The 22,446-nt window shown below is 59.5% G+C and carries 27 protein-coding genes and 1 tRNA gene; 24 read left to right on the forward strand and 4 right to left on the reverse strand.

The features are described from left to right. Positions 1 to 2: 2 nt before the first annotated feature. Genes H1B37_RS19605 through tig form a run of 3 tightly spaced genes read right to left on the reverse strand, consistent with a single transcriptional unit; the run spans position 3 to position 3,629 of the window. Positions 3 to 272 carry an acylphosphatase gene (locus H1B37_RS19605; protein WP_182868355.1) on the reverse strand — a complete coding sequence of 90 codons (270 nt, stop codon included), beginning with the start codon at positions 270 to 272 and terminating at the stop codon, positions 3 to 5. Continuing rightward, positions 269 to 2,074: a SpoIIE family protein phosphatase gene (locus H1B37_RS19610; protein WP_182868356.1), complete on the reverse strand. Its 1,806-nt coding sequence runs from the start codon at positions 2,072 to 2,074 to the stop codon at positions 269 to 271. Before H1B37_RS19610 ends, H1B37_RS19605 begins: the two co-directional genes overlap by 4 nt. 52 nt (positions 2,075 to 2,126) lie before the next feature. Beyond that, positions 2,127 to 3,629: a trigger factor gene (gene tig / locus H1B37_RS19615; RefSeq protein WP_182868357.1), complete on the reverse strand. Its 1,503-nt coding sequence runs from the start codon at positions 3,627 to 3,629 to the stop codon at positions 2,127 to 2,129. A 281-nt stretch (positions 3,630 to 3,910) separates the two neighbouring features. Between tig and H1B37_RS19620 the strand changes: the two genes are divergently transcribed. Then, positions 3,911 to 3,983: transfer RNA gene (locus H1B37_RS19620), tRNA-Gly, on the forward strand. Positions 3,984 to 4,815: 832 nt separating this feature from the next. Here the strand turns inward: H1B37_RS19620 and H1B37_RS19625 are convergent. Then, positions 4,816 to 5,004: a hypothetical protein gene (locus H1B37_RS19625; protein ID WP_182868358.1), complete on the reverse strand. Its 189-nt coding sequence runs from the start codon at positions 5,002 to 5,004 to the stop codon at positions 4,816 to 4,818. Positions 5,005 to 5,380: 376 nt separating this feature from the next. Here H1B37_RS19625 and rpsJ point away from each other — a divergent pair, with 376 nt between their 5' ends. The 23 genes from rpsJ (at position 5,381) to H1B37_RS19740 (ending at position 22,438) form a co-directional block, all read left to right on the forward strand. Beyond that, on the forward strand, positions 5,381 to 5,707 hold the full coding sequence (rpsJ, locus tag H1B37_RS19630) for a 30S ribosomal protein S10 (protein ID WP_147871869.1): 327 nt from the start codon (positions 5,381 to 5,383) through the stop codon (positions 5,705 to 5,707). 266 nt (positions 5,708 to 5,973) lie between these two features. Then, positions 5,974 to 6,627 carry a 50S ribosomal protein L3 gene (gene rplC / locus H1B37_RS19635; protein WP_220498276.1) on the forward strand — a complete coding sequence of 218 codons (654 nt, stop codon included), beginning with the start codon at positions 5,974 to 5,976 and terminating at the stop codon, positions 6,625 to 6,627. Between the two features lie 5 nt (positions 6,628 to 6,632). Beyond that, positions 6,633 to 7,277, forward strand: a complete 645-nt coding sequence (rplD, locus tag H1B37_RS19640; protein ID WP_182868360.1) for a 50S ribosomal protein L4 — start codon at positions 6,633 to 6,635, stop codon at positions 7,275 to 7,277. Between the two features lie 45 nt (positions 7,278 to 7,322). Beyond that, complete coding sequence (gene rplW, locus H1B37_RS19645; protein WP_182868361.1) at positions 7,323 to 7,646, forward strand: 50S ribosomal protein L23; 324 nt, start codon at positions 7,323 to 7,325, stop codon at positions 7,644 to 7,646. Between the two features lie 100 nt (positions 7,647 to 7,746). After that, positions 7,747 to 8,607, forward strand: coding sequence for a 50S ribosomal protein L2 (gene rplB, locus H1B37_RS19650; RefSeq protein WP_182868362.1), 861 nt, complete (start codon positions 7,747 to 7,749; stop codon positions 8,605 to 8,607). A gap of 18 nt (positions 8,608 to 8,625) precedes the next feature. Further along, a complete protein-coding gene (rpsS, locus tag H1B37_RS19655) occupies positions 8,626 to 8,892 on the forward strand; it encodes a 30S ribosomal protein S19 (RefSeq protein WP_147867002.1) in 267 nt (88 codons plus the stop codon). A 9-nt stretch (positions 8,893 to 8,901) separates the two neighbouring features. Beyond that, entirely contained in the window at positions 8,902 to 9,261 is a 360-nt protein-coding gene (gene rplV, locus H1B37_RS19660; RefSeq protein ID WP_182868363.1) for a 50S ribosomal protein L22, read from the forward strand. 37 nt (positions 9,262 to 9,298) lie between these two features. Continuing rightward, positions 9,299 to 10,009, forward strand: coding sequence for a 30S ribosomal protein S3 (rpsC, locus tag H1B37_RS19665; RefSeq protein ID WP_147867004.1), 711 nt, complete (start codon positions 9,299 to 9,301; stop codon positions 10,007 to 10,009). Next, positions 9,957 to 10,364 (forward strand): 50S ribosomal protein L16, encoded by a 408-nt coding sequence (gene rplP, locus H1B37_RS19670; RefSeq protein ID WP_286177921.1) that lies wholly within the window; start codon positions 9,957 to 9,959, stop codon positions 10,362 to 10,364. Before rpsC ends, rplP begins: the two co-directional genes overlap by 53 nt. Before the next feature lie 108 nt (positions 10,365 to 10,472). After that, positions 10,473 to 10,691 (forward strand): 50S ribosomal protein L29, encoded by a 219-nt coding sequence (rpmC, locus tag H1B37_RS19675; protein ID WP_095738324.1) that lies wholly within the window; start codon positions 10,473 to 10,475, stop codon positions 10,689 to 10,691. A gap of 4 nt (positions 10,692 to 10,695) precedes the next feature. After that, entirely contained in the window at positions 10,696 to 11,022 is a 327-nt protein-coding gene (rpsQ, locus tag H1B37_RS19680) for a 30S ribosomal protein S17 (protein WP_182868365.1), read from the forward strand. A gap of 22 nt (positions 11,023 to 11,044) precedes the next feature. After that, positions 11,045 to 11,413: a 50S ribosomal protein L14 gene (gene rplN / locus H1B37_RS19685; protein ID WP_147867007.1), complete on the forward strand. Its 369-nt coding sequence runs from the start codon at positions 11,045 to 11,047 to the stop codon at positions 11,411 to 11,413. Positions 11,414 to 11,507: 94 nt separating this feature from the next. Then, entirely contained in the window at positions 11,508 to 11,855 is a 348-nt protein-coding gene (gene rplX / locus H1B37_RS19690) for a 50S ribosomal protein L24 (protein ID WP_147867008.1), read from the forward strand. An 8-nt stretch (positions 11,856 to 11,863) separates the two neighbouring features. Continuing rightward, the gene (gene rplE, locus H1B37_RS19695; RefSeq protein ID WP_182868366.1) at positions 11,864 to 12,436 is read left to right on the forward strand and encodes a 50S ribosomal protein L5; all 573 of its coding nucleotides are present in this window, start codon (positions 11,864 to 11,866) and stop codon (positions 12,434 to 12,436) included. A gap of 63 nt (positions 12,437 to 12,499) precedes the next feature. Continuing rightward, entirely contained in the window at positions 12,500 to 12,685 is a 186-nt protein-coding gene (locus H1B37_RS19700; RefSeq protein WP_095738320.1) for a type Z 30S ribosomal protein S14, read from the forward strand. Between the two features lie 22 nt (positions 12,686 to 12,707). Next, positions 12,708 to 13,103 (forward strand): 30S ribosomal protein S8, encoded by a 396-nt coding sequence (gene rpsH / locus H1B37_RS19705; protein WP_147867010.1) that lies wholly within the window; start codon positions 12,708 to 12,710, stop codon positions 13,101 to 13,103. A gap of 37 nt (positions 13,104 to 13,140) precedes the next feature. Beyond that, the gene (gene rplF / locus H1B37_RS19710; RefSeq protein ID WP_182868367.1) at positions 13,141 to 13,680 is read left to right on the forward strand and encodes a 50S ribosomal protein L6; all 540 of its coding nucleotides are present in this window, start codon (positions 13,141 to 13,143) and stop codon (positions 13,678 to 13,680) included. A 77-nt stretch (positions 13,681 to 13,757) separates the two neighbouring features. Continuing rightward, positions 13,758 to 14,126 (forward strand): 50S ribosomal protein L18, encoded by a 369-nt coding sequence (rplR, locus tag H1B37_RS19715; RefSeq protein WP_182868368.1) that lies wholly within the window; start codon positions 13,758 to 13,760, stop codon positions 14,124 to 14,126. A gap of 144 nt (positions 14,127 to 14,270) precedes the next feature. Next, entirely contained in the window at positions 14,271 to 14,741 is a 471-nt protein-coding gene (gene rpsE, locus H1B37_RS19720) for a 30S ribosomal protein S5 (protein WP_220498277.1), read from the forward strand. Between the two features lie 82 nt (positions 14,742 to 14,823). Next, a complete protein-coding gene (gene rplO / locus H1B37_RS19725; RefSeq protein WP_182868369.1) occupies positions 14,824 to 15,315 on the forward strand; it encodes a 50S ribosomal protein L15 in 492 nt (163 codons plus the stop codon). A gap of 285 nt (positions 15,316 to 15,600) precedes the next feature. Beyond that, complete coding sequence (secY, locus tag H1B37_RS19730; protein ID WP_147867015.1) at positions 15,601 to 16,998, forward strand: preprotein translocase subunit SecY; 1,398 nt, start codon at positions 15,601 to 15,603, stop codon at positions 16,996 to 16,998. 4 nt (positions 16,999 to 17,002) lie between these two features. Continuing rightward, positions 17,003 to 17,566: an adenylate kinase gene (locus H1B37_RS19735; RefSeq protein WP_182868370.1), complete on the forward strand. Its 564-nt coding sequence runs from the start codon at positions 17,003 to 17,005 to the stop codon at positions 17,564 to 17,566. Positions 17,567 to 17,863: 297 nt separating this feature from the next. After that, positions 17,864 to 22,438 carry an outer membrane protein assembly factor BamB family protein gene (locus H1B37_RS19740; RefSeq protein ID WP_182868371.1) on the forward strand — a complete coding sequence of 1,525 codons (4,575 nt, stop codon included), beginning with the start codon at positions 17,864 to 17,866 and terminating at the stop codon, positions 22,436 to 22,438. The last annotated feature ends 8 nt before the right edge of the window (positions 22,439 to 22,446 follow it).

The following is a 22,446-nucleotide window of genomic DNA, read 5'->3' on the forward strand; positions in this document are numbered from 1 at the left end:
GCTTATCCGATGGAAAAGCCGTTGGAGCGTTGCAGCGAATCGGTCCAGCTAAGATCACAATCGTCGATCGAACCGGCCGGTCGAGTTGCGATGCGATCGACCAGTTCCTTCAATTGGCCTTTCGCGCCGTCGGCGTCCACCAACACGCTCCCGTCGGGTTCGTTGCGGACAAACCCGTGGATGTCCAATCCCCGCGCATGAAACAGCACGGTGGCTCGAAAGCCGACGCCTTGGACGCGTCCCCGATAGCGTGCGATCAATCGGACGTTCATCGCAGTGCCGTATCGATGTCGTCGTTGCCGACCGTGTCGACCGGTCCGGGTCCCGCGGCGGCCTCCGGCGGCTGGGTCCGCTGGATCACGACCAGGCACATGTCGTCAAACGGTGGTGCGTCGCCGACGTGCTCGAGCACCGCGTCGACGATGCGGTCTTTGATGGCCCCCGCATCGCTTTCTTTGGCGGCCAGCCGGCGGATCGCTTCGATGCCGAATTCGTTGTCCTTGGCATCCATCGCCTCATTGACGCCGTCGGTGTACAGCAGCAAGACGTCACCGGGTTCGACCTGGACATTGACCGCTTCGTATTCCATTCCGGAATCGATCGCGATCGGCAACCCGGATTCCTCCCCGCCGGGCTCGGTGATTTCGCCGTTGCCTGCGTGTCGCCAGATCGGGGGCATGTGGCCGGCGTTGACGATCGTGGCTTGGCTGCTGGCCGGATCGATGACGACCAACAGGAACGTCACGAATCGATCGACGCCCAACTCGCTCATCCGGTCGTTCAGCTTTTCGATCGCCCGTGCGACGTCGGGTTCACCGGCCAGGCAGAACCGGGTCTCGGCGGACAATTTGGCCATGAACATGGCTGCCGCGACGCCGTGGCCCACGACATCGGCGACGACGATCCCGATCTTGCCGTCGCTCAACTGGATGTAATCGAAGTAGTCGCCGCCGATATGATTGGCCGCCTGGTAATAGCTTTCGACGGCATAACCGGAGGCGTCGGGCGGTTGCTGGGGCAAGAACGCCTTTTGGACGTCGGTGGCGAGCTTCAGGTCCTGTTCGACCTCGCGTTGATGCAACGCCTGTTCGTGCATCTGGGCGTTGGTGATCAGGATGCCCGCTTGGGCGGCCACACCGGACAACAGATCGATGTCTTCTTCGACGAACTGGCCGCGGCCTTGCGTCGAATCGATTTGGATCGCGCCGAATCGGTTGCCCTGGGCATCGCCCAGCGGCGCGCAAATCATGCTCTTGATCGAAAAATCGGCGATCGATTCGCTGCTGTTGAATCGGCTATCCTGCATCGCGTCGAAGGACAGCAGCGCTTCGCCGCTGGAGATCACACGGCGAATGATCGTTCGGCTGATCCGCACCGTTTCGGTTTCGTCGCGTGCCTGACGGGTTTTGATCCAACGGGTTTGCAGCCCGCCGTCTTCGGTTTCCATCACGATGAAACCGCGGTCGGCCGAAGGAAAGATTGAAAACAGGCTGTCCAAGATGCCCGGCAGCACGCTATCGAGCGACAGCGTGTTGCTGAGGTTGCGATTGATCTTGAGCAGCGCTTCGAGTTTGGCCTCCGGCGTGGCCCGCATCTTCAGGCCGTCGCCGGATTTTTCGAACTCCACCTGCGGGGCGACGACACGCGAGCTGTCCGAGTCGTCATCGACCATCACGATCCCGAAACTGGAACCGCTGAAAGTCATTTCCGCCGAACCGCCGGCGGCGAATTCGGGGACGCTGTCGCTGTGGAACACCAGCTCGATGTCGCTGATCCGGATCCGGTCTCCCTCGCGAAGGATTTGGCCGCCGGAGAGCAGTTGGCCGTTCAGGAAGGTGCCGTTTCGGCTGCCCAGATCGAACACGGTGAACTGGTCGTCCTGGCGAACGACCTTGGCGTGGTAACGGCTGACCGCCCCGGCATCGACAACGATGCTGCAATCGGGGTGGCGTCCGATCGATGTCTCTTCGTCGACCAATTCAAAGCGTTCCGGTCCGCCGCTGACTGAGCCAGCGGCGGAGTCCACGCCTGAACCGAGCGCGTTACTTCCGACACTTGTTGACAAAAACGCCATCGATCCGTTCGACTCCCATCGGTTGTCGTTGCTCGCTCACCCCGGCCGGAAATCAGTCCTTCTCTTGCTCGGACGACCCCGGCAACGGCGACTCGGGAACACGGTTGTCCTCGTACTTCGCTTCGGGGATCTCCGAGTCGAATTTCGTCGCCAGGATGCTGTGTGAAACCGGGTACGACGCGTTGGACGAATCGTCGGCGTCGGCGGAGACCTCTTCTTCGGTGACCTTGGCGTTTTCGACGACCAACTCGATCACTTTGCGTTCGACGATCTGGTTGCGCAAGGCATCCATCTGGCCGGTCTTTTCCAACCGGGCCCGGGTTCGTCGCAGACTTTGACCGGATTGCTGAGCGATCAGCATGATTTCGTTTTCGAATTCCTGCGGTTCGGCGTCCAGCGATTCCTCTTCGGCGATCTGCTCCAACACAAAGTGCTCACGCAATGCCGCTTCGGTCGACGCTCGCGCGTTTTGCTGCAACGCGTTGACGATGCCACGGATCGTCGTGTCGTCAAACCCGTTGCGACGCATTTCCAGAACTCGCCGTTGCAGTTCGCGGTTGGTTTGACGGCGGACCAGGTCTTCGGGCAATTCGAACGTGACCGATTCGGCCAACAGGTTGGTCACCTTTTGGCGAACGGCTTGTTGCGTCCGATATTCGGCTTGGCGAACCAACGAATCCTTGATGAACTCGCGGAGTTCTTCTTCGGATTCAAAATCGCCGAGTTCTTCCAGCAGGTTGCTGGTCAGTTCGACCTCTTCCAGTTTTTGAACCTCGACTAGTTCGACTTCGGCGACGATCGTGCGTTCGTCTTCGCCTTCACCGGCACCTTCCCCGAGCTTGACCGGCGTGGTGACGGTATCGCCTTCCTTTTTACCGACGACATCGGCGCCGAAGGATTCGCACACGCCGTCGCTGAGCGACAGTGCCGCGGCGAGCGTGATATTTTCCTCTTCCAGGGTCGACAGCACTTCATCGCCTTCCTTGAAGCGGATTGTCACGACCAGCTTGTCGCCCAGTTCCGCCGGTTCGTCGGTCGCCTCGAAATCGGCGCGATCCTTGAGGACACGTTGCAGTGCGGTGGTGACCGCCTCGTCGTCGATCGTTTCGACCGGCTTGGACAGTTCCAGACCCTTCCAGTTGGGCGTTTCAAACTCGGGGCGAACTTCGATCGAGAATTGGAACGAGAACGCTCCTTCGCCGGGATCGGGAATCGAGTTGTAATCAAAGTCCGGCTCGCTGATCGCCGAAAAGTCTTGGCTGTCGGTGACTTGGGACAGGGCGTCCATCAACAGCTTGCCCTTGACCTGCTCGACAACACGCTCCTTGAACTGCTTTTCAACCAAACGCCGCGGGGCGCGGCCGCTGCGGAAGCCCGGCACCTGGGCTTCGGGGACCAATTCGTCGTAGGCTTCTTTTAAATAACGTTGGACTTCGGATTCGGGGACGGTCACGACGACGTCGCGAACACACGCCTGGGGAGAGCTGACCTGGACGTCCAGCTGGAGTGGGGTCGCTTCATCGGCGTTTGCGGGAGAATCAATGGACGTGGACATCCTGTAACGCACCTTGCACGGGGACGGGGTGGAAAAATTTTATCTCGACTGCAATGCGATCATGCGATTTTTCGCTGCAGCGATCTGCTTTGTTTGCTGGAGAAGCCCGTAATCTATCGCGGTCGAGTCAAAATCGGCAAGTCGCCGCCGCGATTTTACGCCGCTTTGGGCGTTTGATGCAGATTCGAGACGATTTCCAAAAACAATCCGGCTCAAGTTCTCTGCAGGGCTTGCCGATTCTCAGAATCTGTTGATAATCTCCCCCTCATTCGAAAAGCGATGCGGCTGTAGCTCAGTTGGCAGAGCATCACGTTGCCAACGTGATTGTCGTGGGTTCGAATCCCATCAGCCGCTCTCGATAGCAAAAAAGGCACCCCGGCCCAGCCGCGGGTGCCTTTTTTCGTACCAGCCCTCGACGCCAGCCGGGAGAGAGACGCCAGCCGAGAGAAGAGGCCTCGGCTAAAAAGATCCCGCGGGCCGTGGCCGGCCGCGTTTTCCGGCGACCGCGTCAAGTTGCCCGTGGGCGAAGGGGCGATTGCAAATTGCAAAATGAACATTGCAAATTGCAAATTCCGGGGCAGCCAAAGCCGAATCCGCCCTCGTGGCCGAGAATCGCCGCCGCTAGAGAAGCCTGAGCGCCCATCACCACCGTAGGTATCAAGTTAAGACAGACCCTCCCTGGCGAGGTCGTGCGGTTTTTAACCTCTGGTTTAACAGGCGTTTGCGACTTCACCCTCCCCTTGAGAGGGGCGCGGAGGAGTGAGCGACGACGCGGGGAGGGTTGATCCGCGATTTCACAGGACCGGCGGACAAAAGCTTGTCCAGCGATTCACCGTTCGACCTCCCCTCGCTGCGCTCGACCCTCCTGCCAGGAGGGTTTCTTCCAAAAACCGCACGACCTCTGCCTGGCAGGGCAGCCCGCTGCACACACAGGGAGCTACAGCGCAACGCCCGCAGCCACGTCCTTCGAAGACGCCACTTTTCACACGAGCCCGAAGCGCAAACGAGTGGATTCGCCACGCCCCTGGCAAGACAGCGACGGCCGAGGCACAACCCTGCTACTGGCCGACTGCAACGGAAACCAATTACCAATTTGCAATGTTTATTTTGCAATTTGCAATTCACCCAGAAGGCAAGCCGGCAATAACCCGCTGCCCGGCGATAACCCGCTGCCAGGCAGCAACCGCTACAGATCCGCCTTCTCGTTGCCCTGCTCGTCGTAACGATTGAAAGCAAAATACGCGAACGGCACCGGCAAACAGGGGATTAGCAGATAAAAGAATCGCCCGACGGTGACGCCCAGGACGATGGTGAGCACCACAAAGCCGATCCACACCCACCAGGTGTCACGCCAGAGCCCGCCAAGCTGATTCACGATACATTTACTCCATCGAGGTTGTCTGAAATGCCGGCATCCCGGCCGGTCGCTCCGGCAAACGCGCATTCGCCTGATCCAGGCGGGGGCGACCAAGCCAATCTCATACCGGCCCGCGAGATGCATGTCGATTGGACAAATCGCCCAACCCCTTGGTTTTCCGCCACGCCGATCCCCAGAAAAACCCCGCAGAATCCCCCCGCAGCCAATTTCGAGAAACTTTTCAATAGTTTTCGCGAAGAGCCGTTGACGCTCACCAAGGCCGCCCCTAAATTCTCGCCCTCCCGTGAGACGAACGCCTCGCGAGTTTTGCTCGGCCACACCGCCGAGTGCCCCCTGTTCTTTGTTTCGCCACCCTTTTTACTGGAAGCGTACTGTGTCAGCCGGAGCCAACGAAGTTATTCGGATTCGTATGGAAGCATACGATCACTCCGTGCTCGATCAGAGTGCCCAGGAAATCGTGGACACGGTCAAGCGAACGCACAGCGAAGTGCACGGGCCGATCCCGTTGCCGACGCGTGTTGAGCGATACACCGTGCTTTCAAGCCCGTTTGTCAACAAGAAGGCTCGTCAGCAGTACGAGATTCGGACGCACAAGCGACTGATCGACATCGTCCAAGCAACCGCGAAGACGATTGAAGCACTGAACAAACTGAGTCTGCCTGCAGGGGTGGACATCAAAATCAAAGCTTCGGCCCGATAGTGCGAAGCGTCGCTTGTCGCGACCTTTCGTCTTGGCCTCGCTGTGCGGAGCAGTGTGGGCCGATGCCCCAAAGTTTTCAGGTCCGGTATTCCGTATGAACGGATATCGCTCCCGATAACCCTAGCTAACAGCCACCTATCCCAGGCGGCGGCATGCTTCCGGTTCGGGGCGAGAAGTTCAAAACCCAGATACGAGCGATAAATGGCTGCGGCGAAAGCCGTGGTGCTAGAGCTATGTCACCATCAATACTTGGTCGCAAGATCGGAATGACTCAGGTCTACGAAGAGGACGGCACCGTCGTCCCCGTGACCGTGATCCAGGCCGGCCCGTGTAACGTGCTCCAGATCCGCTCGATTGATCGCGACGGTTACAGTGCCGTCCAGTTGGGTTTTGAAGACAAGCCTCGCCGTCTTGCGGCTCGTGCGGAACGCGGCCACGTCGCGAAGCTTGACAGCAAGCGATCTAGAAAGCGTGCCGACGCCGGTGTCGAGCTTGTCGAAAAAGCCGGTTGCGAACCGCAGCGTTTCATTCGCGAGTTCCGCGGCGAAACGGACCTTTCGGTCGGCGGAACGGTCACCGTCGAAGTTTTCGACGGTGTCAAGCGGGTCGACGTCACCGGCACCAGCAAGGGCCGCGGCTTCTCGGGCGTCATGAAGCGGCACAACTTCGCCGGACAGCGTGCCACCCACGGCGTCAAAAAGGTCCACCGTCATGCGGGCGGCACCGGATGCAGTGCGTCGCCGAGCCGCTTGTTCAAGGGCATTCGCATGGCGGGTCAGTACGGCAACGCCAAGGTGACGACGCGAAACCTGGAATTGGTTCGCGTGATGCCGGAGGACAACTTGCTGTTGGTCCGCGGTTCTGTCCCCGGTCCGAATGGTGGCCTGGTTTCGATCCGTCAAACGAACAAGGTGGGCTAGTCCCAATGGCAACACTCTCAATCGTCAACGAGTCCGGCGAAGAAGTCGGAACCTACGAAATCGACTCCGCTCAAATTGCGGACCGGGTCAGCAAGCAGTTGCTGCACGACGCCGTGGTGATGTACCAGGCGAACACCCGCCAAGGATCCCACAACACCCGAACCCGCGGTGAAGTCAGCGGTACGAACAAGAAAATGTACCGCCAAAAGGGCACCGGGCACGCCCGGGCCGGTTCGAAGCGAACGAACGTGCGTCGCGGCGGCGGCGTGGCGCGGACGATCAAACCGCGAGACTACAGCTATCGGCTGCCCCGCAAGGCGCTGCAGCGTGCGACGCGGATGGCCATTCGCAGCAAGATCGATGACGGCGAAATGCTGGTCATCGACCAACTCAGTTACGACGCCCCCAAGACGTCGAAACTCGCCCTGACGCTGAAGAAGTTGGGGCTCGGCTCGACCACCACGCTCGTGGCGACGGCGGAAACCGATGCCGCGGTCTACAAGAGCGGCCGGAACATCCCCGGGGTCGACGTCCAGCCGGTTCGGCAATTGAATGCCCTGTCGGTGCTCAAGCCACAGCGAATGCTGGTCACCAAAGCGGCGTTGGACAAAATCAAAGATGGCTCGTTTGCCGATGGGCAGGCCGTTTAGTCCCCGACCGCACCTCACATACCAAGCCCAAGAAGAATTTGAGCGATGGCAAGAATTCAACCACCCGCCCCGCCGGAAACGAAGATCAAGCTCGAGCCGCATCAGATCCTGTTGCGTCCGCTCGTGACCGAGAAAGGCGTCCACCGCGCGACGCGGCATAACGAATACGCGTTTGAAGTGCATCGCATGGCGACCAAGCCGGAGATCAAAGCAGCCGTCGAAAAGCTGTTCGATGTCAAGGTCGACAAGGTGTGCACGCAGAACCGCAAAGGCAAGTTTCGTCGGACCCGCAACGGGCTCGGGCGGACGTCCGATTGGCGGCGAGCCATCGTCCACTTGCACGAAGACCACAAGATTGACTTCTTCTAAGCCGGCGTCACGTCGTTTTAGAGTCACCAAGAAGCTCGCCGCGAGATAGGCGAGCCGTCAGAAACCAGATCACTTCCTCCCAGCCAGACAGAACGCAGCGATGGGAATTCGCATCTACAAGCCGACCAGCCCCGGTCGCCGAAATGCATCGGTCAGCGATTTCGCTGAACTGACGCCCGGCTACAAGGTGGAAAAGGGGCTGCTGAAGCCGAAACGAAAGACCGGTGGTCGTAACAACCAGGGCAAGATCACCGCTCGGCATCGTGGCGGCGGCCACAAGCAGATGTACCGCGTGATCGACTTTCGCCGCGTCAAAGACGGCGTGCCTGCGACGGTCGATTCGGTCCAGTACGACCCCAACCGCTCCGCCCGGATCGCACTGTTGAAGTACGCCGACGGCCAGAAAACCTACGTCATCTCTCCCTCGGGATTGAAGGCGGGCGACAAGGTCCAAAACGGCCCCGAAGCCCCGCCGACGCTGGGCAACTGCTTGCCGCTGAAGCACATCCCGTTGGGCACCACCGTGTGCTGCATCGAGATGCGAATCGGTGGAGGTGCGGTGCTGTGCCGATCCGCCGGAACCGGTGCGACGTTGATGGCCCGCGAAGCCGACTGGGCTCAGTTGCAACTGCCCAGCGGTGAAGTCCGGCGTGTCCCCAGTCGCTGCCGTGCGACGGTCGGCCAGGTCGGAAACAGCGAGCACATGAACGTGGTGTTGGGCAAGGCCGGCCGAGCCCGATGGCTGGGACGCCGCCCGCACGTGCGTGGAACCGCGATGAACCCGATCGACCACCCGCACGGTGGTGGTGAAGGTCGCACCAAAGGCGGTCGTCACCCGGTCAGCCCGCAGGGCAAAAGTGCCAAGGGTGGAGCGACCCGCCAGAAACGTAAACCGAGTAACAGCTCGATCGTTCGCCGCCGCAAGAGCAAGCGATACGGTCAGTTGAAACTGCACAAGTAATCAGGTAGCTGAAGAACGATGAGCCGCAGTAGCAAAAAAGGTCCCTACGTCGACCCGAAGCTGTACTTCAAGGTGCAGAAGCAGGCCGAGGAAGGCAAGAAAACGCCGATTAAGACTTGGGCGCGTGCGTGCACGATCGTTCCCGAGTTCATCAATCTGACGTTCATGGTCCACAACGGACGGGCACATGTCCCCGTCCAGGTGACCGAAGATATGGTGGGTCACAAGTTGGGCGAATTCGCTCCGACTCGGACGTTCAAGGGTCACGGCGGCAAAAAGAAATAGGTCGATACGATGTCAACATTTGTAGCAAGCCATCGCAACGCTCGGATCAGTGCCCAGAAGGTGCGTCTGGTCGCCGACTTGGTGCGTGGCCAGTACGCCGACGAGGCACTCGATACGCTGAAGTATCAGCCGCAACGTGGTGCCCGGATGCTGGAAAAGGTGATTCGCAGTGCAGTTGCAAACGCGATGGACCCCGACCAGACCGGCGGGAGCCCGCATCGGATCGACGACCTGGTTTTGACCGATGTGCGAGTCGACGGCGGATCGATGTTCCGGCGGATGCGTCCCAAGGCACGCGGCAGTGCACACATCATCAAAAAACGCAGCAGCCACATCAGCGTCAAAGTGACGCCGATCGACGAAATTTAAGCCCCTCGGAAACAACACAATCAAAGAGTCGTAAACGATGGGACAGAAAGTCAACCCAATTGCGTTTCGAACCGGTGTCACCCGCGGCTGGTGCAGTCGATGGTACGCGTCGAAACAAGATTTTGCGGACCTGTTGGTCGAAGACCGCAAACTGCGGAACTTCATCACCAACCACCCCAAAAAGAACCAATATAAAAACGCCGGGATCGATCGCATCGAGATCGAACGAACGCGTGACGAAGTGCGAGTGATGATGTACGTCGCTCGGCCGGGATTGATCATCGGCAAAAAAGGTCAAGAGATCGAGATCTTGCAGGCAGAACTGCAGAACTTGATCGGCCGCCGGATCAATTTGAAGGTCGAAGAGGTCGGCCGGCCCGAGCTGCAGGCTCAATTGGTCGCCGAGGACATCGCACAACAGTTGCAAAAGCGGTCGAGTTTTCGGCGGACGATGAAGCGATCGCTGGAACAGACGATGGACGCCGGTGCCAAGGGCATCAAGATCCAGCTGGCCGGGCGATTGGGCGGAGCGGAAATGGCACGCCGAGAAAAACAAAGCATGGGCTCGATTCCGTTGAGCACATTGCAAGCGAAGATCGATTACGGAACGACCGAAGCGATGACGCCACAGGGGCACATCGGAGTTCAGGTCTGGATTAACCAAGGTATTTACGGAGACGACAACGATGGCGCTGATGCCCAAACGGGTCAAGCATCGAAAAAGCCAAAGAGGGCGCATAAAAGGTAGTGCGACTCGTGGCAACACGGTCGTCTTTGGTGACTACGGGATCCAGTCATTGGAACCCGGTTGGATCAAAGCGACGACGATCGAAGCAGGACGGATCGCAGCCCAGCAATACGTCCGCGGCGAAGGAAAACTGTACATCCGAATCTTCCCCGACAAGTCCGTCACCAGCACCCCGCTGGAAACACGGATGGGAAAAGGAAAGGGTGAACCGGATTTCTGGGCCGCGGTCGTCAAGCCGGGGACCGTGCTCTACGAACTCGGTGGTGTGACCGAACAGCAAGCCAAGGTTTGTTTCGCCCGATTGGCGAGCAAGCTGCCGGTGAAAGTACGCTTCGTCGAACGGCGGACGTTCTAAATCACGGACCAGAGAACGGCTCTGGTACCGACAAGACAGCGATTGAGCCGCCGGGCGAATGGAGCCGACGGACCCGACCTATCACTTTTGTTTATCGAAGGCCTGGTCATGACCAGCAACAGCGAACTGAGAGAGATGAGCGACGAACAGCTCGAAGCAACCGCGGCCGAAGCGGCTGCCGATTTGTTTCGACTGCGTTTCCAGTCTCAGTCGGAGCGTTTGAACACGCCCAGCGACATCCGCAAAAACCGACGTTTGATCGCTCGAGTCAAGACGATTCAGACCGAGCGAAGCAAAGCAGCCAACAACACCCCAGCCGAAGCGTAGCACCATGCCAAAACGCGTAGTTTCGGGCATCGTCACCAGCGACAAGATGGACAAGACGCGCCGCGTCGAAATCAATCGTCTGGTGAAGCACCCCAAGTACAAGAAATACATCAGCCGCCGAACGGTTTGCCACGTCCATGACGAGGCCAACGAGTCCGGCGTCGGCGATCGCGTCGAGATCATCGAATCCGAACCGCTGAGCAAGTTGAAGCGGTGGCGTTTGGTGCGGGTGATCGAGAAGAGCACCGAAGTCGATTTGGTCGCCTTGCGTGCCGCACGCAAGGAAGCCGAACAAGCAGAGGCTGCGTCGGCCGGATCCGAAAGCGAGTAATTTTTCAGGTCAATAACCAGCCATGATCCAACAAGAAACCCGTCTCGACGTTGCCGACAACACCGGTGCCCGTCAGGTGATGTGCATCAAGGTCCTCGGCGGCAGCCGACGCCGGTTCGCCCGCGTCGGTGACGTCATCATCTGCAGCGTCAAGAGCGTGATCCCGGGAAGCGAGATCAAGAAAAAGGCGATCGTCCGTGCGGTCATCGTGCGGACCAAGACGCCGACGCGTCGCGGTGACGGCAGCTACATCAAGTTCGACAGCAACGCCGTGGTCCTGATCGACAAAGACAAGGCCCCCCGCGGCACGCGGATTTTCGGTGCGGTCGCTCGGGAGCTGCGTGAGCAGAGCTTCATGAAGATCGTCAGTTTGGCCAACGAAGTGGTCTAAGAATCCAAGTGATCCGGGACCCGACCGGTTCCGAATCTCGAAACAAACACATTGGGCGGCACCGCTCGCCCAGTCCAAGCAGAGTATTCCAGTCATGTTGCTCAAAGTTGAAGACGAAGTGCTAGTGATCGCCGGAGGTGACAAGGGTCATCGCGGCAAGGTCCTGGTCGTCGATCGCAAACAGAACAAAGTTGTCGTCGAAGGTGCCGGATTGGTGCGGAAACACGTCCGCAAAAGCCAGAAAAACCCACAAGGGGGACGTCTGAGCAAGGAGATGCCGATCCACGCCAGTAACGTGATGGTCATCGACCCGACGACCGACAAACCGACGCGGATCGGAGTCCGTTACCTGGACGACGGCACCAAGGAACGATTTGCAAAGAAGAGCGGTGCAAGCCTGGGAAAAATCTCCCCGCCCCGTGACAAATACAAGAAGGCGTGAAGCAAACCATGGCAACCAAACCACGACTGCAAACCACCTACGAAGATTCCATCCGCCAGGCGCTCGTCGAACGCTACGGATACAAGAATCCGCACCAGGTTCCGCGATTGGAAAAGATCACGCTGAACATGGGTGTCGGCCAAGCGATCGGGGACAAAAAGATCCTCGACCTGGCCTACGATGCGATGACCCAGATCGCCGGTCAAAAACCGGTGATGACGGTCGCCCGCAAATCGATCGCCAACTTCCGCTTGCGTGAAGGCATGCCGATCGGATGCATGGTCACCCTGCGTCGACAACACATGTACGAATTCCTGGACCGGATGGTCTCGATCGTTCTGCCCCGAGTCCGCGACTTTCGCGGGATCAGCCGCAAAGCCTTCGACCGCCGCGGGAACTACACGATGGGTTTGACCGAGCAATTGGTCTTTCCCGAACTGAACCCTGACAAATTCACCCGCCCGCAGGGCATGAACATCACGTACGTCACGTCGGCCAAGACCGATGACGAAGCACGCACGTTGTTGGAATTGTTCGGCATGCCGTTCAAAGCGGCACCGGGTAAGAGCGACGCCGCGTGAGCGACGCTTTGACAGTCACTTTATTTTGCGAACCGTTTCACAGCTGCAACCCCAAGACAGCCCGTGGCAAGTAAATCAAAAATCGCCAAGGCAAATCGGAAGCCGAAGTTCAGCACCCGGCGCGAGAACCGGTGCAAGTTCTGTGGTCGACCTCGTTCGGTCTACCGCAAGTTCGGTTTGTGCCGAATCTGTTTCCGCGAAAATGCGAACTTGGGTTTGATCCCCGGTGTTCGTAAGGCCAGTTGGTAGGACAACGGAGCGACGAAAAGCCATGATGACAGACCCGATTGCCGATATGTTGACCCGAATCCGCAACGCCGTTCGCGTGGAACGTGCTTTTGTGGATATCCCTGCCAGCCGCGTCAAGCGTGGAATTGCCGACGTGCTGAAGCGCGAAGGTTTTATCTGGGATTGGGCGGAGGTCGAAGAGAGCCCCGTCAACCTGCTCCGCCTGGAACTGAAATACGGTTCCAACGGCGAGCGAGTGATCCAATCCATTCGCCGCATGAGCAAACCCGGACGCCGCTTGTACGCCCACTGCAAAGACCTGAAACCGGTCTTGGGCGGGATGGGCATCACGATCATCAGCACCAGCAAAGGTGTGATCAGTGATCGTGAAGCGCGACGCGAAAAGATCGGCGGCGAAATCCTTTGCGAAGTCGCCTAACACCCGTACAAACAACGTTTTCAGCAAGTGATCTGAAATGAGTCGTATCGGAAAGAAACCAGTCCAGATCCCCAGCGGTGTGACCGTCGGCGTCGCCGATCGTGTCATCACCGTCGAGGGAGCCAAGGGCAAACTGACGTTCACCCACCGTCCCGAGATCTCGGTCGACGTCGAGGGGGAGACGGTCACCTGCTCTCGCAGCGGCGAAGACCGAACCAGCCGCGAACTGCACGGGCTGACCCGCGCGATCATCAACAACATGGTCGAAGGCGTCACCAAGGGCTACGAAAAACGGCTCGAGGTCGTCGGCGTCGGTTACCTGGCCAGCATCTCCGGCGATACGCTGCAACTGCGGGTCGGGTTTGCCAACGAACTGCATCGCAAAATCCCCAGCGACCTGACCGTCACCTGCCCCGACCAGACGCACGTCGTCGTCCAGGGCTGCGACAAACAACGGGTCAGCCAGTTCGCCGCCGAAATCCGCTCGCTGCGGAAACCCGAACCCTACAAGGGCAAGGGGATCCGCTACCAGGGCGAACAAGTTAAGATCAAACCCGGTAAGTCGGCGACCAAGTAGTCCCGCCAGACCCGTTCCAAGCTTCGACCAGACAAGCATCGACAAGAATCGGCCGCGATTATCAGGACGGCACTTCAATGGACAAAAACAAAAAACTCGGAAAGCAACGACTTCGTCGACGCAACCACGTCCGCAACGTCCTTCGTGGATCCGCCGAGCGACCGCGTCTGTGCGTTCAACGCTCGCTGAAGCACTTCTCGGTGCAGTTGATCGACGACAACACCGGACGCACCCTCGCCAGCGCCAGCACGCGTGACAAGGCGATGCGGGAAACCGTCAAGGTCGGCGGCAACTGCGACGGTGCCGCCGAAGTCGGCAAAGCGATCGCCCAAAAGGCCGAAGCGGCGGGGATCAAGGAAGTCAAACTCGATCGCGGACACAACAAGTATCACGGACGCGTCAAAGCGTTCGCAGACGCCGCTCGCGAAAGCGGGCTCGTGCTTTAGAATCAAAAGCAGAAATTACGAACACCAATTCAACTTGCCGCCCGCCGAAGGGTCGGCTAACCGAGGGTCGGAACAATTAGTAGCGGAAGCAACCAAAATCGTCGTCGTGGCGGAAAGCAAGCGGATGAGTCGAAAGATGACGGCTTGCTCGATCGCGTGGTGAAGATCAAACGCTGTGCGGCAGTCGTCAAAGGCGGTCGTCGTTTCAGCTTTGCCGCAATGGTCGTCGTCGGCGACGGGCAGGGCAAGGTCGGCTGGGGTTACGGCAAGGCCAACGAAGTGCCGCCGAGCGTCCAAAAGGCCACCAAGCAAGCGACCCGTGACATGATCACGGTCCCGCTGGTCGAAGGCAGTATCCCGCACCAGGTCTGGGGCAGCTTCGGAGCCGCCAAGGTCACCCTGATTCCGGCCGGTGCCGGTACCGGGATCATCGCCGGACAAGCCGTCCGGGCGGTCTGTGAAGCCTGTGGCATCCACGACATTCTGACCAAATCCTACGGCACCAATAACCCGGTCACGCTGGTCAAAGCCACCGTCGAAGCCCTCAAGCAACTGCGGACTCGCGAAGAGACCGCTGCCCTGCGTGGGTTGTCCGTCGAAGAATTGTCCGCTTAGAAGTTTTTTAAAACAAGATTGACGCGTCCGCAGCGAATCACGCCGCGACGCAACGTGCAACATTGCTTACCTGGGTTTCGTTATGAACCTGAATGATGTCCATCGCGGAATTCAAAAGAACCGCAAACGTAAACGTATCGGCCGTGGCCCCGGCAGCGGCACCGGTAAAACGTCGGCTCGCGGCCACAAAGGTCACAAGAGCCGCAGCGGGTACAGCCGCAAACCCAGCTTCCAAGGCGGGGCGATGCCGATGTTCCGCCGCGTTCCCAAACGTGGTTTCAACAACCGCTTTGCCGTCAACGTGTTCGCCGTCAACGTCGGCAAACTCAATGACGCGTTCGAAGACGGTGCCGAAGTCACGTTGGAAGCGATGGCCGCCAAAGACGTCGCCAAAGGCAGCTTCGACGAAGTCAAGATCCTGGGCGATGGCGAGCTGACCAAGAAACTGACCGTCTCGGCCCACCGGTTCAGCAAGTCGGCCGAAGAAAAGATCACCGCCGCCGGCGGAACGGTCAACAAACTGGTCGCCAAGCGAACCCCGGAAGAACGCGTCGCGGCGCTGAAGCAAGCCTGATCGATGCCTTCCCCTCCGGCGGATAAGCCGGCAGGCACTCGTTTGAGACAAGCGAGCCAAATTTGAATGCATCACTCAAAACGTCAGTCGCCCCCGCGGACTGGCGTTTTGTTGTTCCAGGACGAGCGGATTGCCAACCCGATCGGAATTCAGCCGCCGATCTGATTTGCCCGACCGTTGCCCTCGCCTTGGATCGCCAAAAACACTAAATTTCCGCAGGTGGCAGCGTTTCGGCCCAGTGCCAGGGTTGCCGCAACCGAAATCAACCAACGATGGATCGAGCGAATGCTTGAAAAACTGCGAATCATGTTCACCATCCCCGAGTTGCGGAAGAAAATCTTCCTGACCCTGGGATTGCTGGCCATTTACCGGATCGGTTTCCACATCCCGCTGCCGATGGTGGACAACGCCCCGACCGATTCCGCCGGCGGAGGCGCGGCCGACTTTTTGGAAAAGGTCAGTCTGTTCGCCGCCAGCGACCTGCGTCAGTTGACGATCTTCGGCCTGGGCATCATGCCCTACATTTCCGCGTCGATCATTCTGCAGCTGCTCGGGACCACCGTCCCCGCGCTGGCGGAGCTGAAAAAGGAAGGCCAAGCCGGTCAGAAGAAGATCAACGAATACACGCGTTACTTGACCGTCGGCATCTGTCTGGTCCAAAGCTGGATCTACGTCTCGGTCATGCTGTCGGCCAGCGGTCCGGGCGGCGGCAACATCAACGCCAACTTCTTGAACGAAGCCGGCACGGGACTGTATTTGCCCTGGCAATTCGTCGCCGTCGCGGTGATGACCTGCGGCAGTGTGTTCCTGATGTGGCTGGGCGAGCAGATCGACGAGCACGGGATCGGCAACGGGATCAGTTTGTTGATCATGGCCGGGATTCTGGCCCAGATGCCCAAAGCGTTGTACGAATTGATCCGCAACATGGAAACCCAATTGACCGGGCTGAGCCGTGGTCAGGTCGGGATCGAGACCTTGATCTTGCTGTTTGTGCTGTTCATCGGGGTGGTCGTCGGCGTGGTGTTCATCACGCTGGGGCAACGCAAGATCCCGACGCAATCGGCAAAGTTCACCCGCGGACGAAAAGTCTACGGCGGCACGCGGCAACACCTGCCGTTGCGAATCAACCAGGCCGGCGTGATGCCGATCATTTTCGCCAGCAGTTTGTTGATGATTCCCGGCGTGTTCTTTGGATTGTTGGCCGGTGCGTTTGAAACCGGCGGTGCGATCTTTAAAGGCCTGAACCTGGTCAGTTTGACGATGCAAGACCAGGCGTCTTACTTCTTCAACCTGTTGTACGTCGCGCTGATCTTCTTCTTCTGTTACTTCTGGACGGCGATCACGTTCAACCCGAAAGAGATCTCCGACAACCTGCGTGACAGCGGCACGTTCATTCCCGGGTATCGACCGGGCAAGCGGACCACCGACTACCTGGAAAAGGTGATGGTCCGGATCACCTACGTCGGTGCCGGCTTCCTGTCGATCGTCGCGATCGTGCCCACGATCGTTTATGGTTCGCTGGGCGTGCCGTATTCGATCGCCGGGTTCTACGGCGGGACGGGATTGTTGATCGCGGTCAGCGTGGCCTTTGACTTGGTCCAAAAGATCGACAGTCACTTGGTCATGCGAAACTACCGCGGCTTGCTCGAGGGCGCCGGTGGTGGCGTCAGCCCGGTCGTGTAACCCCGTGCGAATCGTCTTCATCGGTCCGCCGGGTGCCGGCAAAGGCACTCAATGCCGACGCCTGAGTCGCGAGTTGGCGATCCCGCACATTTCCTCCGGTGAAATGCTGCGGGCGACGCGGAACGATTCGACGCTGGGCGAATTGGTCGCCAGCTACATCAACGGCGGGCAGCTCGCCCCCGATGACCTGATGATGCAGTTCATCATCGAGCGGCTGAGACAACCGGATTGCCAACGCGGCTATCTGCTGGACGGTTTTCCCCGCACCGTCAATCAAGCCGAAATGCTGACGGCTTATCTATCTGAACGAGACCAGCGGATCGATTCGGTCGTCAACCTGATCCTGCAAGAAGACGTCTTGGTCCAGCGGCTGCTCGCACGGGCGGATTTGGAAGGACGAGCCGACGATACCCCGGAAACGATCCAGGCCCGGTTGAAGGTCTTTCGCGATCGCACCGAGCCGGTGCTGGGGCATTATCGCGGCCGCGGCATCGTGATCGACATCGACGCGGCAGGGACACCGGAGGAGGTGTTTGGGAGGGTTTGTGGTTCGCTGCAAGGGACGTGAAATCTATTGCTGAGCAATCCCTTGGGGAGCAACACAATGTTGCCAGTGATAGGTTGGTCGGCTCGCCTCTTTAGAAGACGCGATTGATGATTCTGGCTCCCCTCGCCCCCAGTAAACCTGGCGAGCTCCAGCGAGTCAGGTTTTCTGGGGGAGAGGGGAGCCATTTGGAAGAGGGAACCTACCCGAAAATCCTCAGCTGCGGGCGCCTTCTTTGCCCTGCGGCGCTACAATGGTGGCTGCGGCGTGCTGCCCGCGCCGCGTCGATTCCTTTGGTCCGCACCGCTAAGTCGTTCGAATATGAATTCTGCCCCGCTTCGCTTTCTCTCTACGATCCGGATTCTGGTGTTCTTGCCGGCACTGTTGTTGGTGGTCGGCCGTGGCGACCGTGCCCCGGCCCAGCAAGGCCGTTTCGGCGTGGGGTTCGATCAGAACATGTCGCGGTTCATTCCGCCGCCGCGGATGCTGAACCAGCAAATGAAGGACGCTCAGGAGGCGATCGATGACCGTCGTTACAGCGACGCGGTGGTGATCCTGGGCGACTTGCTGGAGCGGAATGTCGACCCGACGGACGATGCGACGATCGCCGGTCAAGATTTCTTTCTGGAAATCAAAGACAGCGACCAACAGCGTTTGGACCAAAGTTTTCTGCGGCATTGCCGCGACTTGATCGGCGGGCTTCCCAGTGACGCGTTCGCCACCTACGAACTTCGCTACGGCGCCCTGGCCAAACAGGCACTCCAGCAAGCGACGCGCGAGCGAGACTGGAAGCGGCTTCGCGAAGTCCGCCGCAAGTACTTTCACACCGCGGCCGGTTACCAAGCGTCACTGATCTTGGCCCAGCGCGAGCTTTATCTCGGTCACCCGCTGGCGGCCTCGTTGTTGCTTGATGACGTCGTGTCCAGCCGGCATGCGGTCGATCAACTCGGCCAGGGGCTGTTGGCGATGCACGCGATTGCCTGTCGCATGGGTGGTCGATCGGTGCCTCGCGAACTGGCGTCGACACGCGTGGAAGTCACGGTCGGGGATCCCGCTGAAACCGAAACGATCACCGATTGGCGGGGCTGGATCGACGAACATTACCAATTGCCAGAGACGGATTCGATCAGCCGTTCGGCGGACTATCCGTTGCTGGGCGGTTCGGCATCGCGCAACGAAACCGATGCCGGCCAGCTACCGCTTTCGACGCCACGTTGGATGTTGGAAACCACCGCGACTCCGCTGGAAGAACAACGGTTGCGAAAGAAGGCCGACGACCTGGCCGCCAGTGGGCGATTGGTACCGCCCAGTTGGACGCCGATTCGAGTCGGCAACCAATTGTTGATGCGGACGACCGAACGCCTGCGGGGCGTGGACTACCGCACGGGAAAACGGGTATGGCAATACCCCTGGTTCCAAACCGACGTTTCGGCCGAGACCGAGCAATACGATGCGATGCTGGGGACCGGAGCGTCGGGGCCGCCGGATCGCCTGAGCCGCCGCGTGTGGAATGATTTGCCCTATGGCCAAATCACCAGTGATGGCGAACGGGTGTTTTTGCTTGACGACCTTTCGCCGTTTCAGATGCTGCAAATCAATCCGCTGATGGGGGTTCGCAACACGAGTACGGCCGACGGTGGCCGCAACACCTTGGTCGCATTGGAATTGGAAACCGAAGGCAAGACGTTGTGGCGTCTGGGCCAGAATCCGACGATCGAAAGCGAGCTGAACCAAGCGTTCTTCTTGGGGGCTCCGATCGCGGTCGATGGCGCCCTGTATGCGATGGCCGAAATCGCCGGCGACATTCTGTTGGTGTCGTTGGATCCGGCGACGGGCAAGTTGCTTTGGAAACAGCAACTCGTCGCGATCGAGGGCGCGGGGATTCAATTCGACGCCATCCGGCGGATCTCCGGTGCGACCCCCAGTTACCACGAAGGCGTGTTGCTCTGCCCGACCGGTGCCGGTGCGACCGTCGCCGTCGATTTGGCCGACCGAACGCTGCGTTGGGCGAACTCGTACCAGCGGCGGGCGATGGGCAGCATCATGTTCAATTCACGCTCGGGCCAATCCTCCGATCAATTGTTGCAGCGTTGGCACAATTCCGCGGCGACGGCCAGCGGTTTGAGTGTCCTGGTCACGCCGCCGGCGACCGACAACCTGTATTGCTTTGAACTGGTCGACGGCAAAAAGCGGTTCAGTAAATCGCGCCAGGCCGCGTTCTATCTGGCCGGAGTTCGCGACGATCAGTTCTTGATGGTCAGCGCCCGCGATGTCGTCAGCCATGATTTGGAAAGCGGGCGGTTGAACTGGCGCACCGACCCACGGCTGGTCTCGGCCGGCCAACAAATCGTCGGCCGGGGCGTGTTCGGCGACGAATCGTACATCGTCCCGACCAGCGGAAACGAACTGGTCGAGATCTCGTTGGCCGACGGCAGCTTGGTCGATCGCGTGACCGCCCAGTTTCCCCTGGGCAACTTGATCGCCATCGACGGCGAGATCATTTCGCAAGGCCCCACACGATTGGTCGTCGCCCTGGGCAAGAAAACCCTCGGCCCGCGCGTCGAACGCATCTTGAAAGAAGATCCGGATAACTTGGACGCCCTGGTGCAAAAAGCACTGCTGTTGAGTGAACGGGGAGAGCGCCGCGAGGCGCTTGAGGTGCTGCAGAAAGCCCGCACGATCGATCCCGACAGCGACGACGTGTTGATGCTGTCGATCTCGTCGATGTTGGGGGAACTGCGCGAAAACCCGACACCGCCGCCGGGGCTGGAGGAGGAACTTGACGCCCTGATCGACACGCCGAATCAACGCCTGGAATTCCTGGCGCTGCGGATCGAATCGGCGCTGCGAAAGCGTTCGGTCGCCGACGCGACCCGGCGGTTGCTGGATTTCTCGCGCGTGATGACGGACCTCTCGCCGGTGGGCAACGAAGACGACGCGATCCTCCGCGATCCGTCACGCGACTGTGCGCTGGACAGTTGGGTGTGCGCCCGCGCGGCCGAAGTGATGCGGATCGCCGAAGAAGAAAACGAAGTGCAGATCGTTCAGCAAGAGCTGCAACAACATTTGGAATCGACGCGTCTGGAATCGACCAAGCGACTCTCCGCGATGATCGGGCAACTCGGACCGCTAGGGATCGATGACCTGGTCATCACCCTGGGCAAGCGGCGGATCGCCGAAGGGGAATTGTTGTTGGCCGAACGCCTGTTGTTGGGGGCATCGCTGCCGTCGCAGTTGCTGGACCAGCAACGGTTGGACTTCACCGCCGACCGCGCGATCACGCTGGCCGAGGTTTACAACGAAGGTGCGTTGTACCGAGACGCCGTGGTGGTCAGCGAGGCCTTGTTGAAGACCGATCCGGCGGCGGAAATCAAAGACGCGGCAGTGGAATTGCAGACCGAGGCGAACGACCGTCTGGCGTCGACCACGTCGTCGATCGATGTCACCGCGCCGATTTCATTGACCTGGAAATCACAATCGCTGCCCGGTGCGGGACGTTCGACGTTCTTGCAGGCCGTTGTCGACCCGACACTCTACGGCGGACAGTCCTTTCAAGGATGGAAAGTCGTCAACCGCGGCGGTTCGGTGATGTTTCAAAATCCCAACGGCAACGTGATGCAATTGCCGATGGATGAATTTCGTGCCGCCAGAGTCCAAGATCGCAAGGCCAAGATCAGTGGCGGGTTGATGATTCTGGAGCGTCCGGGACGGATTTCCGCCGTGGACTTGTTCGCGATGCAGGGAAGTCGCCGCAGCGATGCATCGTTGTGGGCACGCGATTTCGGGGCCGATGGGGCGACCAACACCCAGCGCAAGATCGAGACGACCGTGTTCGGTGATTCCAATTTTTCCTACCCGACCAACGCCGGCGCCGCCAATCAAATCAGCGAATTCCGCGTCGGACCGGTGCTGGGCGATCGCGTCTTGGTGCTGCAAGCGGGCGACTTGTTGGCCGTCGACGCCACCACCAGTGACACCTTGTGGCGCAACTCTTCGGCCCCCACACTCGGACACCTTTTGGTCGATCGGGACCGCGTCGCCGTGGTGTCGTACATGAAAGGGATTGTTTCCTCGGTGTCGCAGTTTGACCTGTTCGACGGCCGAACGATCGAATCGGCCGAGTGGGACTATGGAAAGGTCTGGGCGACCAGCGGAAAACATGTGTTGGCCTATCAAGTCGACGCCAAATCGTCCGCCGCGACGGTGCGGTTGGTTGATCCGTTCGCCGGCGAGGTCGTGTTGGAAATCGACGCGATGATCAAACAACCGCTGACCCAAGTCGCCGGCCGCGGATGTGGACGGATCTTGCAGGACCGCTACATGGTGCTGTTTGATACCACCGGCCGACTGGTGATCTGGGACCTGCTGGAGGCGACCGAGTTGTGTCGTCACGACACCGGGGAGATGCCGGAGTTGCAATCGATGTACGCGATGTGGATGGACGGCCAAATCCTGGTGTTGCCCGCCAACGCCGTCGTGCGGCAAAAAGGTGACATGCTGACCCAGCATGGTGAAACCCACCGCACCGTGCACCAGATCATCGCCGTGTCGACGCAGTCCGGTGAGATCAATTGGAACCGCGATTTCCAGGACGACGCCTGGGGCATCACGGTCGACCAGCCGTACGAATCCCCCGTGGTGTTGTTGGCCCGTTCCAAAACGATTTACGAAGTCAACAAGTCGACGCCGAAAATGGATGTCGCCATGCTGCGGCTGACCGACGGCCAAACCATCCACGAGCAGCTCGAACGCGTCGTGTCGCCGCAATCGACCGGCTTGACGACCTACCTGACCGTCCAACCGGAGCTCAGTCGCATCCAAGCGACGATCGACGGCGAACAGTTGGTCTACGCCTTCGGGGAAACATCCGCCCCGATCCAACAACCCGCCGACTGATACTCCCA

This window comes from Stieleria mannarensis, assembly GCF_014154935.1.
Classification (GTDB): Bacteria; Planctomycetota; Planctomycetia; order Pirellulales; family Pirellulaceae; genus Stieleria; species Stieleria mannarensis.

Coding starts and splice junctions, on each gene's coding strand:
- H1B37_RS19605 (WP_182868355.1), bottom strand. CDS start 272: ATGAACGTCCGATTGATCGCACGCTATCGGGGACGCGTCCAAGGCGTC.
- H1B37_RS19610 (WP_182868356.1), bottom strand. CDS start 2,074: ATGGCGTTTTTGTCAACAAGTGTCGGAAGTAACGCGCTCGGTTCAGGC.
- tig (WP_182868357.1), bottom strand. CDS start 3,629: ATGTCCACGTCCATTGATTCTCCCGCAAACGCCGATGAAGCGACCCCA.
- rplC (WP_220498276.1), top strand. CDS start 5,974: ATGACTCAGGTCTACGAAGAGGACGGCACCGTCGTCCCCGTGACCGTG.
- rplD (WP_182868360.1), top strand. CDS start 6,633: ATGGCAACACTCTCAATCGTCAACGAGTCCGGCGAAGAAGTCGGAACC.
- rplW (WP_182868361.1), top strand. CDS start 7,323: ATGGCAAGAATTCAACCACCCGCCCCGCCGGAAACGAAGATCAAGCTC.
- rplB (WP_182868362.1), top strand. CDS start 7,747: ATGGGAATTCGCATCTACAAGCCGACCAGCCCCGGTCGCCGAAATGCA.
- rpsS (WP_147867002.1), top strand. CDS start 8,626: ATGAGCCGCAGTAGCAAAAAAGGTCCCTACGTCGACCCGAAGCTGTAC.
- rplV (WP_182868363.1), top strand. CDS start 8,902: ATGTCAACATTTGTAGCAAGCCATCGCAACGCTCGGATCAGTGCCCAG.
- rpsC (WP_147867004.1), top strand. CDS start 9,299: ATGGGACAGAAAGTCAACCCAATTGCGTTTCGAACCGGTGTCACCCGC.
- rplP (WP_286177921.1), top strand. CDS start 9,957: ATGCCCAAACGGGTCAAGCATCGAAAAAGCCAAAGAGGGCGCATAAAA.
- rpmC (WP_095738324.1), top strand. CDS start 10,473: ATGACCAGCAACAGCGAACTGAGAGAGATGAGCGACGAACAGCTCGAA.
- rpsQ (WP_182868365.1), top strand. CDS start 10,696: ATGCCAAAACGCGTAGTTTCGGGCATCGTCACCAGCGACAAGATGGAC.
- rplN (WP_147867007.1), top strand. CDS start 11,045: ATGATCCAACAAGAAACCCGTCTCGACGTTGCCGACAACACCGGTGCC.
- rplX (WP_147867008.1), top strand. CDS start 11,508: ATGTTGCTCAAAGTTGAAGACGAAGTGCTAGTGATCGCCGGAGGTGAC.
- rplE (WP_182868366.1), top strand. CDS start 11,864: ATGGCAACCAAACCACGACTGCAAACCACCTACGAAGATTCCATCCGC.
- rpsH (WP_147867010.1), top strand. CDS start 12,708: ATGATGACAGACCCGATTGCCGATATGTTGACCCGAATCCGCAACGCC.
- rplF (WP_182868367.1), top strand. CDS start 13,141: ATGAGTCGTATCGGAAAGAAACCAGTCCAGATCCCCAGCGGTGTGACC.
- rplR (WP_182868368.1), top strand. CDS start 13,758: ATGGACAAAAACAAAAAACTCGGAAAGCAACGACTTCGTCGACGCAAC.
- rplO (WP_182868369.1), top strand. CDS start 14,824: ATGAACCTGAATGATGTCCATCGCGGAATTCAAAAGAACCGCAAACGT.
- secY (WP_147867015.1), top strand. CDS start 15,601: ATGCTTGAAAAACTGCGAATCATGTTCACCATCCCCGAGTTGCGGAAG.
- H1B37_RS19740 (WP_182868371.1), top strand. CDS start 17,864: ATGAATTCTGCCCCGCTTCGCTTTCTCTCTACGATCCGGATTCTGGTG.